Below are 16,653 nucleotides of genomic sequence, written 5' to 3'. Positions count from 1 at the left end.
CGCCTCACAATGCGAAGGTAAAGCCGCCATTGACCGGATAGGTCTGGCCGGTGATCCACGCGCTCGCATCGGAGGCAAGGAACAGCACCATGTTGGCGACGTCGGACGGCAGGCCCGGGCGGCGGATGACGTACTTCTCCATCATCTTCTTCTGCCGCTCGGGATCGGCCTTCAGGCGCGCCTCGATCGCCGGCGTCAGGGTGGCGGCAATCGCCACGCAGTTGGCCGTGATGTTGTGGCGGCCGAGTGATCGCGCGACCGCGCGCGTGAACCCCGCGGCGCCTGCCTTTGCGCCCGAATAGACCTCGAGGCCCGCCTCGCCAGCTCGGCCGGCATCGGAGATGATGGTGACGATGCGGCCGCCCTTGCGCTCGATCATCTGCGGGATGCAGGCCGAGGCGCAATTGATGACGCCGTAGAGATTGACGCCGATGAAGCTGTTCCAGACCTCAGGGCCGGTCTCCCAGAACGGCTTGCGCGCATCGGGATCGGGGGTCGCGCCGGCGTTGCCGGCGTTGTTGACGAGAACATCGATCGGGCCGAAGGCCTGCTCGGCCTTGCCGACCATCGCCTTGACCGAGGCGAGATCAGTGACGTCGGCCTGCACCGCGATCGCCTTGCCGCCGGCGGCATTGATCTCCCGCGCGACCTGCTCGGCGCGATCGAGGAAGTAGTCATTGACGACGATGCCCGCCGCGTTGTGCGCGGCGAAATGCAGCGCGATCTGGCGTCCGACGCCCTGGCCCGCACCGGTGATCAGCGTCACCTTGCCGTTCAGATCAAGAATATCACTCATACGTTTCTCTCCCGTCCCTTCCAGTAGGGCTCGCGCAATTCGCGCTTGAGCAGTTTGCCCATGGTGTTGCGTGGCAGTTCATCGACGATCGACAGCGTCTTGGGCCGCTTGTACGAAGCAAGATGCTCGCGGCAGAAATCGAGGATCGCGGCTTCGTCCGCCGTGTGCCCCGGCTTCAGCTCGCAGAACGCCTTGACCTGCTCGCCGAACTCGTCGTCGGGGATGCCGATGACAGCCGCGTCCTGTATATCGGGATGCCTGAGGATCGCGGCCTCGATCTCGGCCGGATAGATGTTGACGCCGCCGGCGATGATCATGTCCTTGGCGCGATCGGTGATGAACAGATAACCGTCGTCGTCGAGCATCCCGACATCGCCGACGCGGAAGTATCCGTCGTCGTCGCATGTGTCCGCTCCGAGCTGCTTGCCGTTCAGATAGGAGCGGATCGTCACCGGCGTCCTGATCCAGATCTCGCCGGACTGGTTGCGCGGCAGCTCGCGCCCCTCGGCATCGCGAATCGAGATGTCGACATGCTTGTGCGGGCGGCCGCTGGAACCGGGCTTGCGTTCCTGCATCTCCGGCGGCAGGAAACTGATCATGCCGACTTCGGTGGCGCCGTAAGCTTCACCAAGCACGCCCGAGCCGAAATAGCGGATGATCCAGCGCTTGAGCTCGTAGGGCACCGGCGCTGCGCCGACCGACAAGGCGCGGATCGACGACACGTCGTAAGCGTCGAGCACGTCCTTCGGCAGCGCCGCGAGGCGCTTGTACATGGTGGGAACGCCGGTCCAGCTGGTGACGCGGTGCTTTGCGATCAGGCGAAGCGCGCCTTCCGGATCGAAGCGGCGCATCAGGATCACCGGATTGCCGAGCTGGATCGCACCCCAGACCTGCGACGGGCCGGCGCCATGATGCAGCGGCAGCGTCAGCAGCGAGACGCCGCCCGGCTGACCGCGCCGTGTCTGCGCCACGTCGCTGAGATATTCGCTGGTGCGTTGATCCATCTGCACGCCCGGCTGCACCGCCGAGACCACGCCCTTGGGCAGGCCCGTGGTGCCTGATGTGTAGAGGATCAGCGGCGGCCGTCCGGGGGAATGCAGCGGCGGCTCGGCGGGCGCGTCGAGCAGTTCGGAGAATGCGACGAAGCCGGGCGACGCCGAACCGATCGAGACCGCAAGCTTGATCGGCAGACCCTCGAATGCGGGCTTCAGCGCGGCCAGATCCTCATCGTCGCAGACGATGACCTGGGCGCCGCTGTTGGACAGCACGTACTGCGTCTCCGATGGCGTCAGCCGCCAGTTCAGGCCAAGCAGCGAGCAGCGCAGCTTGCCGATCGCCTCGCTCAGGATCGGCCACTCGATCCGGATCTGGGTCCGCAACACCACGATGTCGCCGGCAACCACGCCGCGGGCAGCCAGGCCATGCGCAACGCGGTTGGCGGCATCGTTGAGCTGCGACCATGTCATCCGGTGATCGCCCTCGATGAAGGCGATATCGTCAGGGCGATTGGCGGCCCAGTATTCGACGCTGTTAGGCAGAATGCTCATTTCGCCAACCTCCGTTCGAGCGTCACGATGAAGTGCGCGCTGATGACCTCGAGATCCAGCCCCTCCGGATCGACCAGCCACTGCGCGACCGATCCGCGCAGCGTGGCGAGGATCAACGCGCTTTCGGTCTCCGGATCGATATCGGCGCGCAACCGGCCCGCGGCCATGCCCGCCTTGAGGGCGGCGGCGATCTCGCCTCGCGTTTCGCGATTGAGTTTCGCCACGGTGGCCGTGATCGGCGGCACGGTGAGCGCGCCCGCCAGCACAGCATGAAAGGCGCGCGCCATGACAGGATTCCGCGCCGGCATCACGAAGTAGTATCGGCACGACGAGAGCAGGCTGTCGTAGCCGGTCAGCCCCGGCGCGGAGGCACGGCGTTCGGTGATGAAGGATTCGATGATGTAGGTGCCGAGCGCCGAGATCAGATCGGCCTTGGTCTTGAAATAGTGCGACGGCAGACCGCGACTGTAACCGGCACGTTCGCCGGCCTCTGCCAGCGTGATCGCCTCGAGCCCGTTTTCGGCGACGATCAGTGCGGCCGCTTCGAGGATCCGCCGCTCCGCCTCGTCGCGCCGCTCGACCTGGGTCCGCCGGGACACCGACACGGGCGCGTCATCTCGCTGCTCCTGCGCGCGTCGAACTGCTCGTGCCATTCAGCTTCGCTCCCTTTGCGTGCGGCCACTTCTTGCTTGCATTCAAGCTAGAATAATGTTTGTTGGTCAGTCAACAAGTTTCTTGGAGGAAACGCATGCAACCTAACAAGCTATTGAAACCAAGGCTGTATTCCGCAGCATCTAATGACCAGGCGGGGGCGACAGTCCGCCTCAAGGGCGGCCGCTGCCGCTGCGGATACGTCTTCTTCCCGATGCAGACCTATGGCTGCGAGCGCTGTGGCAGCCACGGCGATGCGCTGACGCCTTGCGAACTCTCGGCCAAGGGAACGCTGCTTGCGGAGGCAACCGTTCACCTGCACGCCGACAAGAACCGCCCGGCTCCCTTCACCATCGTCAAGGTCGCGCTCGACGACGGCCCTGTCATTCGCACCCTGCTCGCCGATGACAGCGCGCCCGTTGTGCCGGGCCAGCGCGTGAGCGGCAGGCTCGCCGCAGTCGGACAGAGCGAGAGCGGCGAGACCGTGCTCGATCTCCGCTTCAGCATCGCATCCTGATTGATCCGGAGGTTCGCCATGACACGATCACTCAACGAGTTGCGGCCGGTCTACGTCGTCGGCATCGGCTGGCATCGCTACCAGAACCCGAGCGAGACGCCCTATGTGGAGCTCGGCCTCACCGCAATCCGCGCCGCACTTGCCGATGCGCGCATCGAATGGCCCGCGGTCGAATCGACCTATGTCGCGACCGCGCTGCTCGGCATGGCGTCGGGGCGGCCGATGCTGCGCCATCTCGGCGCGACCGGCGCGCCGCTGATGCATGTCGAGAATGCGTCGGCCTCCGGATCGACCGCGTTCCGCCATGCCTGCATCGAGGTCGCAAGCGGCATCTCCGACGTTGCGCTGGCGGTAGGTGTCGACAAGCGCAATCCAGTGCGGCGCCCGGACACCGGGATCGGAAACCTCGCCGAAGACGCTATCGTCCCCTTCACGCATTTCGCGCTGCTGACCAATGAATACGCGGTCCGCCACAACGCTTCGACCGAGGACATCGCACGGGTCGCGGTGAAGAACCATCGCAACGGCGCCAAAAACCCAAATGCGCAGCGGCAGCAGGAGCGCACGCTCGACGAGGTGCTCGGCGGCAAGCGGGTGTCGGGATCGCTGACGTCGCTGCAGTGCACGCCGATCGGCGAAGGCGCCGCTGCCGTGATCGTCGCATCCGAGGACGGCATTCGCAGGCTTGGCATCGACGCCGGCCGCGCCGTTCGCACCACGGCCTCGGTCGGCCGCAGCGAGCGGGTTTATCCGCCGGGCGCCGGCTTCGACGCGGCGCTCACCAAGGAGACCGCCGACCTTGCTCTGGCGCAGGCCAAGTTAACGCCGAAGGATCTCGACATCATCGAGCTACACGACGCCTTCACGGTCGAGGAGTTGCACTACATCGAAAGCATCGGGCTCTGCCCCGAGGGGCATGGCGTTCGCATGCTGAAGGACGGCGCGCTCGATATCGGCGGGCAATGCGCGATCAATCCCTCGGGCGGCCTGATCGCGATGGGGCACCCGATCGGCCCGACCGGCATCGGCCAGATCGGCGAGATCGTGATGCAGCTGCGTGGCGAGGCCGGCCCACGTCAGCATGGCGGCGCGCGCATTGGGTTGGCGCATATGGTCGGCGTCGGCGCGGTCTGTTACGTGCACATCCTGCAACGGTGACGCCGCTCGAAAACGCGCCGGCTCACGCGCGCTGGCGCAGCGGTCGCGCGGCGTCCTTGGCCGGCACCGGCATGGTGAAGCCGTACAGGAACAGGTCCACCACCATGTCGGCGAACTCGCCGGGATCGACGCCGCCCTTCGGGTCGTACCAGGTGTGGCTGAAATTCAGGATGCCGAACAGCATCATGCTGTAGATCTTCTTGGTCCGCTTGACGATCTTGCCTTCCTTGTCGAGCTTGACCAGAAGATCCGAGACCGTGTCGACGAGCTGGCGCTCCAGCGCCTTGATCGCATCCTGCTCGGTCTCACCGAGGAACGAGAGGTCGTTGAGGATCACGCGCTGCTCGTCGCTCGAGCGCGCATTCAGTGCGACGATGGCCTGGATCGCCGCACGAAACTGCTCCAGCGTCGCCGCCTTGCCGGCCATCGCGGCCTCGACATCGGCGATCATCTCGCGGATATGCGCATCCAGGATCGCGAACAGAATCGCTTCCTTCGAGTCGAAATAATGATACAGCGCGCCGCGCGACAGCTTGCAGGCGTCCGCGAGGTCCGCGATCGAGGCACGCATGTAGCCCTGGCGCGCGAACAGGCCGCAGGCGGTGGTGAGAATGCCCCGCTGGATCTCGTCGTAGTTTTCTGAGCGCGTCCGCGCCATACCCGTCTCTCTCGTCCACCGCTGACACCGCCGGAATCGGGCGGCTTCCGTCTCTCTATACTATAGCCGCCGCTCTCTCCTCCCCTTTGCGGGCACCGTCCACCAGAACTCATCAACCCTGACGCAGTGGGATCATTGACCTGCGTCAAAAAATAATTTGAACGACCGGTCGGATTATATTATCGTGACTGCCATCAAGCAAGCGGATTGCGCACGTCGGAACCAACCCGGCGGCATCGAGGGAGGCTGCGCGTGGATTCTCATAAGGTCGATGCTGTCGTGATCGGAGCCGGCGCCGGCGGGCTATGCGCCGCGGCGCGTCTCGCCCATGGCGGGCTGCATACGCTCGTCGTCGACGACAAGGACCGGCTCGGCGGGCGCGCCTCGACCGAGGAGATCGACGGCTTCAAGGTCAATATCGGCGCGATCGCGATCGAGTTCGGCGGCGTGTTCGAGGAGACCTTCCACACCGTCGGTGCGCCGCTCGATATCCGCGCGCCGGAGCCTGCGAGCTCGTTCTTCATCGACGGCAAGGTGATCGATGTTGGCCGCGGCGGCTGGTCGCTGCTGCTCGGGCAACTCACGAAACAAGCCTCGCGCATTCTGGAGAAGTTCGCCGATGCCCGTTCCGGCAACCTGCCCGACGGGCGGCAGTCGACCGAGGACTGGCTGAAGGGCTACACCAGCAGCGCCACGGTGCACGCGCTGTTCCGCAATCTCTGCGCGGCGATCTTCGCCTGCAACGCCGCCGAGCTGCCGGCCCGCGCCTTCCTCACCTATTTCACCAGCAAGGGCGCCTTCAAGAAGTTCGGCTTCTGCCCGCAGGGCACGATCGGCGTCTGGAACAGTCTCGGCGGCGCGATCAAGCGCAATGGCGACATCTGGCTCGGCACGCCGGCGACCACGATCCACACCGCCAACGGCCGCGTCGAAGGCGTCACCGTGCTCCGGAACGGCGAGAAGGTGCGGATCGACACCGACCTCGTCATCAGCAACGCGGGACCGAAGACCACCGTCGCGCTTGCCGGCAGCGAGGCCTTTCCAGCGGATTACATCGCCAAGGTGAAGAACGACCTTCGCCCGGCCGCCAATATCGTGATCAATGTCGCGAGCCGCGAGCCGCTGATCAACCATCCCGGCATCGTCACCTTCGGCAAGACGCGCCGGCTCTGCAACATGGCGAACCTCTCCGCCACCTGTCCGGAACTCGCTCCGCCGGGCTGGCATCTTTACGTCGCCTACGCCGTGCCGGTGCCGGCGCTCGGCGATTTCGATTCCGACGCCGAGGTCGCGCTCGCGCTCGAGGACCTTCGCGAGCAGTTCGCCAATTTCGACCAGGCGAAAATCCTCTCGATCCGGGTGATGCGCGACGACTGGCCGGCGCAACGCAGCTGCGCCGGTTACGATCTGCCGCGCGAGACCGGCATCGAAGGCCTGTGGTGCGTCGGCGACGCGGTGAAACAATATGGCAATGGCGGCACCCAGGCTTGTGCCGAGACCGCCAAGATTGTCACCGATGCGATCTTCGCCGCGCGGCCGCGCCGATCGGCCGGCCAGGTCTGAGCGCGATGCCGACGACCATTCCGCATCCGACGCCACAGGCCGCGCCCCAGGCCACACCGGCGCGCGAGTGCCTGCTCGAATTCCGCAACATCCGCATCGTCTACGACAATGCGATCGAGGCGATCCGTGACGTCTCGATCGCGGTGCCCGAAGGCAACATCGTCGCCCTGCTCGGCTCCAACGGCGCCGGCAAATCGACGCTGCTGAAGGCGATGTCCGGCATCCTCTACACCGAGGAAGGCGTGATCGAGAATGGCAGCATCCGCTTCCGCAATGACGAGGTGCATCACCTCGCGCCGGATGAACTGGTGCGTCGCGGCATCGTGCAGGTGCCGGAAGGCCGCCGCGTGTTCGCGGCGCTGACCATCGACGAGAATTTGCAAATGGGCGGCTACACCAGGACCGGCGCCGAGGCGCGCGAGCGCCGCGACAAGGTGTTTGCGCTGTTTCCGCGACTCTATGAGCGGCGCGACCAGATCGCCGGCTACATGTCCGGCGGTGAGCAGCAGATGCTAGCGATCGGCCGCGCGCTGATGACCGATCCGGTGCTGCTGGCGCTCGATGAGCCGTCGCTCGGCCTCGCGCCTCTGATCATCGACCGCATCTATGAGGTGATCGTCCGCCTGCGCGACGAGCTGAAGATGACCGTGCTGCTGGTGGAGCAGAACGCGCAGCGCGCGCTCGATATCGCCGATTACGGCTACATCCTGGAGACCGGCCGCGTCGTGCTCGACGGCACGGCCGCGAGGCTCACCGCCAACGAGGACGTCCGGGAATTCTACCTCGGCGTCTCCTCCGAGGGCCGCAAGAGCCTGCGCGACGTCAAGCATTACAAGCGCCGCAAGCGGTGGCTGTCGTGACCGCGCCGCTCACAGTCGAGAACCTGTCCAAGCGCTTCGGCGGCCTGCAGGCGGTCGCCGATGTCAGCCTGCAGGTCACAGCTGGCGAGATCTGCAGCGTGATCGGCCCGAACGGTGCCGGCAAGACCACGCTGTTCAACATGATCTCGGGCGTGCTGCGGCCGAGCGGCGGCCGGATCACCTTCGACGGCATCGATCTTTCGACCATTTCGCCGTGGAAGTTCGCCGCCGTCGGCATCGGCCGCACTTTCCAGAATCTGGCGCTGTTCAAGCACGGCACCGTGGTCGAGAACATCCTGACCGGCCGCCACACCCATCTGCGCTCGAGCGTGCTCGATGCCGTGGTGTTCTTCGGCCGCACCCGTAAGGAAGAAATCGCGGCCCGCCAGCGCGTCGAGCACATCATCGAATTCCTCGAGATCGAGCATATCAGGGACGCCGTGGTCGGCACGCTGTCCTACGGCCAGCAGAAGCGCGTCGAGCTCGCCCGCGCGCTCGCCTGCGAGCCGAAGCTATTGCTGCTCGACGAGATGGTATCCGGCATGAACCAGGAGGAGACCGAGGATATCGCGCGCTTCGTGCTCGACATCCGCGACGAGCTCGGCATCACCGTCGTGATGATCGAGCACGAGATGCGCATCGTGATGGACATCTCCGATCGCATCCATGTGCTGAATTTCGGCCGCAAGATCGCCGAAGGCACGCCCGACGAGGTCAGGCGCGATCCGGCCGTCGCGGAGGCCTATCTCGGCGGCCAGCGCGCCGAAGCGATGAAGGCGGGCGCGTGATGTCGACGATGGACAGCCTGCGCACCGCTCATCCGCCGCTGCAAGCCGGCGCCGCGCGCAGCGCGCCTGCGGCAGGCGCCGATGCGCTGCAGGCGGCGCTTGCGGATGCCGCCATCACCATCCCGCAATTGCTGCGGCAGCGCGCCGCCATGCATGGCGACGCATTGGCGCTGCGGGAGAAGGACTACGGCATCTGGAATCCCTATTCCTGGCGGTACTATTACGAGACCGCGCGCGCAGTCGCGCTCGGCCTGCTCGCGCTCGGGATCAAGCCCGGCGACCGCGTTGCCATTGCCGGCGAGAACACGCCGGAATGGTTTTACGCCGATCTCGGCGCCCAGATGATCGGCGCCGTCGCGGTCGGCATCTATCCGACCAATCCCTGGGTCGAGCTGCAATATATCGTCAAGCATTCCGGCGCCCGGGTCGTCATCACCGGCGATCAGGAGCAGACCGACAAGGTGCTCGACGCAATGGCCAGCAATGGCGGCCTGCCGGATCTGGAGGCCATCGTCTGCGTCGACATGAAGGGCCTGCGGCACTACTGCCAGTCCGAGCTGATGTCGTTCGCAGCGCTTTGCGAACGCGGCAAGGCCTACGCCGACGCGAACCCGGAGGCCGACGCCACCCTCGATCGCCTGATCAGCCAGGGCGCGCCCGACGATGTCTGCATCCTCGTCTACACCTCGGGCACGACGGGCCCGCCCAAAGGCGCGATGCTGACCCACCGCAATCTCGTCTACGCCGCCTATGCCTACGCCAAGACCGTCGGCATTGCAGACAAGCCGTTCGAGGCGGTGAGCTATCTGCCCCTGTGCCACGTCGCCGAGCGCTGCTACGGCACGGTGACGCATTTGGTGCTCGGCGGCACCGTGTCCTTTGCCGAGTCGATCGACACAGTCGCGATCAACATTCGCGAGATCGCGCCAACGTTCTTTGTCGGCGTGCCCCGCATCTACGAGAAGCTACAGCAGGGCTTCCTGTTCCGCCTCGGCGAGAGCGGCCGGCTGCGGCAGAGCTTTACCAAGGCCTGCCTTGCCTGGGGCCGCACGCTGTCCGACCGCCGGCAGACCGGCAAGGAAGGCTGGCTCGATCGTGCCGCCTACGGGCTGCTCTATCTCCTGATGTTCCGCAATCTGCAGCGCCATCTCGGCTTCGCCTACAGCCGGCACCGGCTCTGTGCCGGCGCTTCAATCTCGCCGGAGACGCTCCGCTTCTTCGACGTCATCGGCCGCCCGGTTTCGCAGGGCTATGGGCTGACCGAGAGCGGCGGCGTCGCCTTCATCCAGACCGAGAGACACCACCGGATCGGCGGCTGCGGCGTGCCGTTGCCGCAGACGGAATGGAAACTCGATAGCGACGGCGAGATCCTGCTGCGCAACCCCGGCGTCTTCAAGGGCTACTTCCTCGACGAGAAGGCCTCGACCGCCTCGCTCGAACAAGACGGCTGGCTGCGCACCGGCGACATCATCGACGTGTTGGACAACGGCGAGATCGCCGTGGTCGACCGCAAGAAGGCGATCATCATCACCGCCGGCGGCAAGAACATCGCTCCGTCGGAGATCGAGAATGCGCTGAAGGATTCCGAATTCATCAAGGAAGCGATCGTGGTCGGCGAGGCCAAAAAGTACCTCGGCGCCATCGTCCAGGTCGATTACGACAATGTCGGCCGCTGGGCGCGCGATCGGGCGCTGGCCTACACCAATTACAAGTCGCTGTCGCAGCTGCCCGAAGTGCACGAACTGGTCGAGCGGATCGTGGGCGAGACCAACAAGCGCTTCGCCCGGGTCGAGAACATCAGGCGCTTCGCCATCCTCGAGAAAGAGCTCGATCATGACGACGGCGAGCTCACCGCCACGCAGAAGGTGCGCCGCGCCATGATCGAGAAGAAGTTCGCGCGCGAGCTCGCCATCATCTATCAGGCGGAGGGCTGAATGCAGTATCTCATCCAGCTGCTGATCTCGGGGCTGGCGATCGGTGCGATCTACGGCCTGATCGCGATGGGCTTTGCGGTGATCTACAAATCCACCGGGCTGGTCAATTTCGCGCAGGGCGAGATGACCATGATCACGGCCTATATCGCCTGGACGATCTCGACCACGGTCAGCGGCAATGTGTTCGTCGTCGCGGCGGGCGCGATCCTCGCCGCGATCCTGCTCGGCCTCATCATCGAGCGTTTTGTAATGCGACCGATGCTGGGCGAGCCGGTGTTCGCGACCGTGATGGTCACGATCGGGCTCGCGGTGATCCTGCGCTCGGCCATCAACTTCGTCTGGGATGCCTATCCGCACGGCCTCGATATCGGCATCGGCCGTGGCATCGTCCATCTCGTCGGCATCGGCGTGCGCACCGGGCAGATCGCCGTCATCGTCACGCTGCTGGCGCTACTCGCTGCGATCTGGGCGTTCTTCCGCTACAGCAAGGTCGGTGTCGCGATGCGCGCGGTCGCGGCCGACGACCGCACCGCGCTGTTGATGGGCATCAGCGCAACAAGAGTCCATGCACTGGCCTGGGCCGCGTCGTCGGTGATCGCCGGCATCGGCGGCGTGTTCTTCGCGCTCTCCTACGACCTGTCGCCGGCGATGTTCCAGCTCGGGCTGAAGGCGTTTCCGGCCACGATCCTGGGCGGGCTTGACGCCGTGCTCGGCTCCGGCCTCAGCGGGCTCCTGATCGGCATCACAGAAAACCTCGCCGGCGGCTATCTCGGCTCCGGCATGAAGGAAGTCGCGGGCTTTGCCATGATCATCGTCGTGCTGATGATCCGCCCGTTCGGCATCTTCGGCGAACGCGACATCGAGAGGGTGTGATGCGCACCGGCGATTACAAACAGAGCTATGGCGAACTGGTTGCGCTGATCGATTCCCCGCCGGTCTGGCTCTGGTCGGCGGTGCTGCTGCTGGCACTGATCGCTGCGCCCTACCTGCTGAATTCCTACGCACTGTCGTTCCTGATGATCATCCTGATCACAACGACCGGCACGCTCGGGCTCAACATCCTGACCGGTTACACCGGCCTGATCTCGCTTGGCCATGTCGGCTTCCTCGTCACCGGCGCCTACGCCTACGCGGTGCTGGTCTCGAAGTACCACATGCCGCCGCTGGTCGGCTTCCTCGGCGCCGGCGTGGTGCCGGCGCTGGCAAGCTTGATCGTCGGCGCGCCGTCGCTGCGGCTGAAGGGGCTCTATCTCGCCATCACCACACTCGCCTTCTCCTTCATCATCAACACCGTGATCCTGGAGATGCGCTGGCTCACCAACGGCGCGCGCGGCATCCAGGTGCAGCGGCCGGAGATCTTCGGCATCAGCTTCGACAGCGACGCCGCCTTCACCTATCTCTGCCTCGCCTTCGCAGCCTTGACGCTGTTCGCCACCCTCAACATCCGCCGCAGCCGGGTCGGCCGCGCCTTCGTTGCGATCAGGGACAACGACACCGCAGCGCGCGTGATGGGCATCAATCTGCATGCCTACAAGCTGTTCGCCTTCATCACCTCGGCCTTCATCACTGGGCTCGCCGGCGCGCTCTACGGCATCTATCTCTCCTTTGTCAGCGTCGAGGGCTTTCCGTTCCTGCTCTCGATCGAGGCGCTGGCGATCCTGATCGTCGGCGGGCTCGGTTCGGCGCTCGGCGCCGTGCTCGGCACCATCCTGATCGTGCTGCTGCCGGAAGTGACCCGGATCGTCTTCAGCCTGTTCAGCGCGCAGATGGACGCGACGTTCACGACCGGCGCGCAGGAGCTGAAGAGCATGCTCTACGGCCTCGTCATCATCCTGTTCCTGCGCTTCCAGCCGAGGGGGCTGGTCGGCGCCTGGCACGACATCAAGCGGGCCTGGGTGCACTGGCCGCTGCGCTACTAACCAAGAAAAGACACAACACCATGAGGAGGAGACAATGATCAGACATCTGGCGGCGGCCTCGCTGCTGCTTTCCACGGCCTGTCTTGCGATCGCTCCGGCCGCCGCCGCCGATCCCGGCCTCACCGACACCGAGATCCTGATCGGCGACGTCGAGCCCCTGACCGGACCGCCGGCGCTGCTCGGCGTCGCAGCCTCGATCGGCCACAAGATCGCAATCGCCGAAGCCAACGCCGCCGGCGGCATCAACGGCCGCAAGATCAAATACGTGCTGGAGGACGACGGCTACGTCACCGCGCGCACCATCCAGGGCGTCAAGAAGGTGATCGACGTCGACAAGGTCTTTGCGATGATCGGCATCTCCGGCTCGGGCCAGTCGATCGCTGTGATGCCGGTGCTGGAGAAATCCGGCATCCCGACCGTGATCGACGTCGCGCCGGTGAAATTCCTGTGGGAGCCGCCGCGCAAGAACGTGTTCGTAGTCGGCCAATCCTACGAGGAAGGCATCATCCACCTCGTCAATTTCCTCGCCGACAAGAATCCCGGCAAGAAATGGGGCCTGATCACCCAGGACGACGATTACGGCATCACCGTGCGAGACGGCTTCGATACCGTCGTCAAGGCCAAGAAGCTGAACGTCGTCTACAGCGGCAACTACAAGAAGGGCCAGCAGGACTTCTCGTCCGACATGCTGCAGCTGAAGGATTCCGGCGCCGAGGTGTTCCTGGCCGGCGGCATCATCGGCGAGAACATCGCGATGATGAAGGAGCTCGAGAAACTCGGCATCAAGCCGGTGACCGGCATCTTCTGGCCCGGCCGCATCGAACCGGTGCTGAAGCTGATGGGCCCGGCCGGCGACGGCATCTATGCGGTCGACTATGTCGAGCCGTTCGCGGGCGCCGCCGGCAAGGCGTTCCTGGAGAAAGCCAAGCCGCTGGTGTCGGAGGCCGAGTTTAAGGGCATCAACCGCTACACCATGACCGGCTATGCCGCCGCGAAGGCCCTGATCGCAGCGATCGAGCGCTGCGGCAAACAACCGACCTGGACCTGCACCATCGCGGAGCTGGAGAAGACCAGCAATGTCGAGACCGGCGTGATGGCGCCGATCAGCTTCGGCCCCGGCGTCCGCTTCTCGAACCAGAAGCTGCAAATCATGCAGGCCGACACGGCGACGCTCAGCTTCAAACCGGTGAACTAGAACGATGAAGGTCCTGATCGTCTATGCCCATCAGGAGGCGCAGTCGTTCAACGCGGCACTGCTGGCGCGGTCGGTGGCGGAACTGACTGCGCTCGGGCATACGGTCAGGATCTCCGATCTCTACGCCATGCGATTCAACCCGGTGGCGACGGCTGAGGACTTTGGCGAGCGGCGGTTCCCCGACCGGCTGCAGTATGACCGCGAGCAGAAATTCAATCTGCAACAGGGGACGCTCAACGGCGACATCACGGCCGAGATCGAGAAGCTGTTGTGGTGCGACCTCCTGATCCTGCAGTTTCCGCTGTGGTGGTTCTCCGTCCCCGCCATCATGAAGGGCTGGATCGACCGCGTGTTCGTCAACGGCGCGGTCTATGGCGCCGGCCGCCGTTACGACACCGGCGGCCTCGCCGGCCGCCGCGCCATGGTCGTGACCTCGACGGCCGCCCATCCCGGGATGTGCTCGCCCGACGGGCTGGTCGGCGCCCTCGATGTGGTGTTATGGCCGATCCAGAACGGCATGTTGGCCTATGCCGGCTGCAAGGTGTTGCCGCCCTTCGTGTCGTATTCGGTGAATTTCGTCGACGAGGCGGCGCGGCATCGCTATCTCGACGACTACGCCGCACGGCTGCGCCAGCTCGAGACCATCGAGCCGCTGTTCTTCCATCCGCTCGCGGATTTCGGCGAGGACTGGCGGCTGAAGCCGGGCATCGCGGCGCAGACGGTCGGCCAGGGTAAGCCGGCGGCGCCCGTGCGAGCTGAACTAGACGAAGACGCCAGTGTGCTCCCTCGCCCCGTTCTTACGGGGAGAGGGTCGGGGTGAGGGGCTCTCTCCGCGAGTCGTGTGCGTGAATAGACCGGTACCCCCTCACCCGGAACGCATCTAACGATGCGTTCCGACCTCTCCCCGCAAGCGGGGCGAGGTGAAGCGGAGCCAAGCCTCCTCACATCCGCTTGGCGACCTCCTCCAGCATCACCTCGGTGGCGCCGCCGCCGATGGTCAGGACGCGCGCGTCGCGCACCATGCGCTCGATCGGGGTGCCGCGCATGAAGCCTGAGCCGCCGTGCAGCTGCAGGCAGCCATGCACGACCTCGTGCAGCACCTCCGGCGACAGCGCCTTCACCATCGACACTTCGCGCAAACACTCCTGCCCGGCCGCCGCAAGCTCGGCGGCCTGATAGGCCAGCGCGCGCGCCGCGGCCGCCTTCGCGGCGAGCTGGGCGAGCTTCAGCCGCACGCCCTGCTGGTTCCAGAGCGGGCCACCGAAGGCCTGCCGCGTCTTCACATAGTTCGTCGTCAGCTCGATCGCCTTGGCGGACTCGCCGGCGCAGATGCCGCCGATGCAGATGCGCTCGTTCTGGAAGGTCTCCATAATGCCATAGAAACCCTTGTTCTCCTCGCCGAGCAGATTTTCCGCCCGGACGCGCACGTCCTGGAACGAAATCTCGGCGGTGTCCGAGCAAAGCCAGCCATGCTTGTCGAGCTTGGTTGCCGTGATGCCCGGCGTGTTGCGTTCGACGATGAACAACGAGATGCCGCGGCTGCCCTTGGCGTGCGGATCGGTGCGCGCCGCGACGATCAGGATGTCGCCATAGACCGCGTTGGTGATGAACATCTTTGCGCCGTTGATCACCCAATGATCGCCGTCGCGCCGGGCACGCGTCTTCAGACCTGCGACGTCGGAGCCGGCATCGGGCTCGGTCACCGCGATCGAGCAGACCGTCTCGCCGCGGATGATCGCCGGCAAATATTTCTGCTTCTGCTCCAGCGTGCCGCGCAGGCTGATGTGCACCGCCGACATGTCGGTATGCACCAGGATCGACGAGGTGAAGCCGCCGAAGCTCGAGCGTCCGAGTTCCTCGGCGAACACCATCGAAGCCAGCGGCCCCATGTCGGTGCCGCCATATTCGGCCGCATGGCGCATGCCGAGGAAACCGAGCGCGCCCATGCGGCGATAGATCTCGCGCGGAATCTTGCCGTCGCGCTCCCACGCTTCGGCATGCGGCACCACTTCCTTCACGACGAAGCGGCGGACCTGCTCACGCAGCATGCGCAATTCCTCGGGCAGATTGGGCGGCTCCGGGAAATGGAATTGGGTCTCAGAGAGCTGGCGCGGATCCGACGTCATGACGTTCATTGTGGCGCCCTCTGATGGCCGATGTGAAGATGGTTGCGCAGAAAAAACGCGAGGGATCCGATCGCCTCTCGCGCCTGCGGAATCTCGGGGAACATCTGGAACACGTGGATCATGCCGTCCCAGACCTGGAGTTCGACGTCGGCGCCTGCAGCCTTGGCGCGCGCAGCAAGCTCCACCGAATCGTCGCGCACGGTTTCGCGGTCGCCGACCTGAACCAGGAGCGGCGGCAAACCGGTGAGGTCGGCATAAAGCGGCGAGGCTAGCGGATTACGGGAACCGCCGTCCTTGCCGAGATAGTTCTTGGCCAGCGCCAGGATCATCGCGCGCTGGTGGATCGGATCGGCCTCGGCCCGGCTCTCATAGCTGGCGCCGCTCGCGGTGAGATCGGTCCAGGGTGACATCAGCACGCCGGCAGCGGGCAGCGGCAAGCCGCGATCCCTCGCCGCGAGCATCGCACCGAGCACGAGATTGCCGCCGGCCGAGTCCCCGGCGAAGGCGATGTCGGCAGGACGCAGTCCCTGACCGCAGAGATACTGATAGGCAATCAGCGCATCATCGAGCGCGGCCGGAAAGCGGTGCTCCGGCGCCAGGCGATAATTGATCGAGAGCATGCGGCAGCCGGATGCATCGGCGATCCGCGCGGCCAGGTCGCGATGCGACGCGACCGAGCCGATGCGGAATCCGCCGCCGTGAAAATAGAGAATTGCCCTGTCGCGCGGTGCATCTGCCGGCACCAGCCATTCGCCGTCGATGCCGCCGGCGGAAGCCGGCTCGCACCTCACCGGCACCGAGCAGCCGGCAAAGGCCGCATCCCAATCGCTGCGCATCTGCGCCACTGATGTGTCGCGGGTCCAGCCGCGATAGATTGCGCGCAAGCGCTCGATCGCTCGATCGACCGGATTGATCCCGACAACGTGGCCTGCGCTGCCCAT

General features: G+C 65.3%; 16 protein-coding genes. 10 read left to right on the top strand and 6 right to left on the bottom strand.

Features of this window, described 5'->3' with window-relative positions; translation table 11 throughout:
* Window positions 1-4 precede the first annotated feature (4 nt).
* The 3 genes from AC066Y_RS26585 to AC066Y_RS26575 are packed head-to-tail and all read right to left on the bottom strand — an operon-like array spanning window position 5 to window position 2,996.
* On the bottom strand, window positions 5-796 hold the full coding sequence (locus tag AC066Y_RS26585; RefSeq protein WP_097670170.1) for an SDR family NAD(P)-dependent oxidoreductase: 792 nt from the start codon (window positions 794-796) through the stop codon (window positions 5-7).
* Window positions 793-2,343: a class I adenylate-forming enzyme family protein gene (locus tag AC066Y_RS26580; RefSeq protein WP_478276441.1), complete on the bottom strand. Its 1,551-nt coding sequence runs from the start codon at window positions 2,341-2,343 to the stop codon at window positions 793-795. The genes AC066Y_RS26585 and AC066Y_RS26580 overlap by 4 nt, the downstream gene beginning before the upstream one ends.
* The gene (locus AC066Y_RS26575; RefSeq protein WP_478276440.1) at window positions 2,340-2,996 is read right to left on the bottom strand and encodes a TetR/AcrR family transcriptional regulator; all 657 of its coding nucleotides are present in this window, start codon (window positions 2,994-2,996) and stop codon (window positions 2,340-2,342) included. The genes AC066Y_RS26580 and AC066Y_RS26575 overlap by 4 nt, the downstream gene beginning before the upstream one ends.
* A gap of 95 nt (window positions 2,997-3,091) precedes the next feature.
* Between AC066Y_RS26575 and AC066Y_RS26570 the strand changes: the two genes are divergently transcribed.
* A complete protein-coding gene (locus tag AC066Y_RS26570; RefSeq protein WP_478276439.1) occupies window positions 3,092-3,511 on the top strand; it encodes a Zn-ribbon domain-containing OB-fold protein in 420 nt (139 codons plus the stop codon).
* Between the two features lie 18 nt (window positions 3,512-3,529).
* The gene (locus AC066Y_RS26565) at window positions 3,530-4,669 is read left to right on the top strand and encodes a thiolase family protein (protein WP_478276438.1); all 1,140 of its coding nucleotides are present in this window, start codon (window positions 3,530-3,532) and stop codon (window positions 4,667-4,669) included.
* 22 nt (window positions 4,670-4,691) lie between these two features.
* Here AC066Y_RS26565 and AC066Y_RS26560 read toward each other — a convergent pair whose 3' ends face one another.
* On the bottom strand, window positions 4,692-5,327 hold the full coding sequence (locus AC066Y_RS26560) for a TetR/AcrR family transcriptional regulator (protein ID WP_478276437.1): 636 nt from the start codon (window positions 5,325-5,327) through the stop codon (window positions 4,692-4,694).
* Between the two features lie 252 nt (window positions 5,328-5,579).
* On the opposite strand from AC066Y_RS26560, the gene AC066Y_RS26555 reads away from it, so the two are divergent.
* From AC066Y_RS26555 to AC066Y_RS26520, 8 genes are read left to right on the top strand one after another with little or no spacing between them, the layout of a single operon-like run.
* Window positions 5,580-6,890: a phytoene desaturase family protein gene (locus tag AC066Y_RS26555; RefSeq protein ID WP_478276436.1), complete on the top strand. Its 1,311-nt coding sequence runs from the start codon at window positions 5,580-5,582 to the stop codon at window positions 6,888-6,890.
* 5 nt (window positions 6,891-6,895) lie between these two features.
* Window positions 6,896-7,750 carry an ABC transporter ATP-binding protein gene (locus AC066Y_RS26550; protein ID WP_478276435.1) on the top strand — a complete coding sequence of 285 codons (855 nt, stop codon included), beginning with the start codon at window positions 6,896-6,898 and terminating at the stop codon, window positions 7,748-7,750.
* Complete coding sequence (locus tag AC066Y_RS26545; protein WP_478276434.1) at window positions 7,747-8,538, top strand: ABC transporter ATP-binding protein; 792 nt, start codon at window positions 7,747-7,749, stop codon at window positions 8,536-8,538. Before AC066Y_RS26550 ends, AC066Y_RS26545 begins: the two co-directional genes overlap by 4 nt.
* Window positions 8,538-10,472, top strand: coding sequence for an AMP-dependent synthetase/ligase (locus AC066Y_RS26540; protein ID WP_478276433.1), 1,935 nt, complete (start codon window positions 8,538-8,540; stop codon window positions 10,470-10,472). Before AC066Y_RS26545 ends, AC066Y_RS26540 begins: the two co-directional genes overlap by 1 nt.
* Entirely contained in the window at window positions 10,473-11,345 is an 873-nt protein-coding gene (locus AC066Y_RS26535) for a branched-chain amino acid ABC transporter permease (protein ID WP_478276432.1), read from the top strand.
* Window positions 11,345-12,391 (top strand): branched-chain amino acid ABC transporter permease, encoded by a 1,047-nt coding sequence (locus AC066Y_RS26530; RefSeq protein ID WP_478276431.1) that lies wholly within the window; start codon window positions 11,345-11,347, stop codon window positions 12,389-12,391. Before AC066Y_RS26535 ends, AC066Y_RS26530 begins: the two co-directional genes overlap by 1 nt.
* 34 nt (window positions 12,392-12,425) lie before the next feature.
* A complete protein-coding gene (locus AC066Y_RS26525; protein ID WP_478276430.1) occupies window positions 12,426-13,586 on the top strand; it encodes an ABC transporter substrate-binding protein in 1,161 nt (386 codons plus the stop codon).
* 4 nt (window positions 13,587-13,590) lie between these two features.
* Complete coding sequence (locus tag AC066Y_RS26520) at window positions 13,591-14,406, top strand: NAD(P)H-dependent oxidoreductase (RefSeq protein WP_478276429.1); 816 nt, start codon at window positions 13,591-13,593, stop codon at window positions 14,404-14,406.
* Between the two features lie 121 nt (window positions 14,407-14,527).
* Here AC066Y_RS26520 and AC066Y_RS26515 read toward each other — a convergent pair whose 3' ends face one another.
* Both AC066Y_RS26515 and AC066Y_RS26510 read right to left on the bottom strand, forming a co-directional pair.
* Window positions 14,528-15,721, bottom strand: a complete 1,194-nt coding sequence (locus AC066Y_RS26515) for an acyl-CoA dehydrogenase family protein (protein ID WP_478276428.1) — start codon at window positions 15,719-15,721, stop codon at window positions 14,528-14,530.
* Window positions 15,718-16,653 (bottom strand): alpha/beta hydrolase, encoded by a 936-nt coding sequence (locus tag AC066Y_RS26510; RefSeq protein WP_478276427.1) that lies wholly within the window; start codon window positions 16,651-16,653, stop codon window positions 15,718-15,720. The genes AC066Y_RS26515 and AC066Y_RS26510 overlap by 4 nt, the downstream gene beginning before the upstream one ends.

Source organism: Bradyrhizobium sp. USDA3010 (genome assembly GCF_056429065.1).
This window is presented reverse-complemented; position numbering and strand designations above follow the sequence as displayed.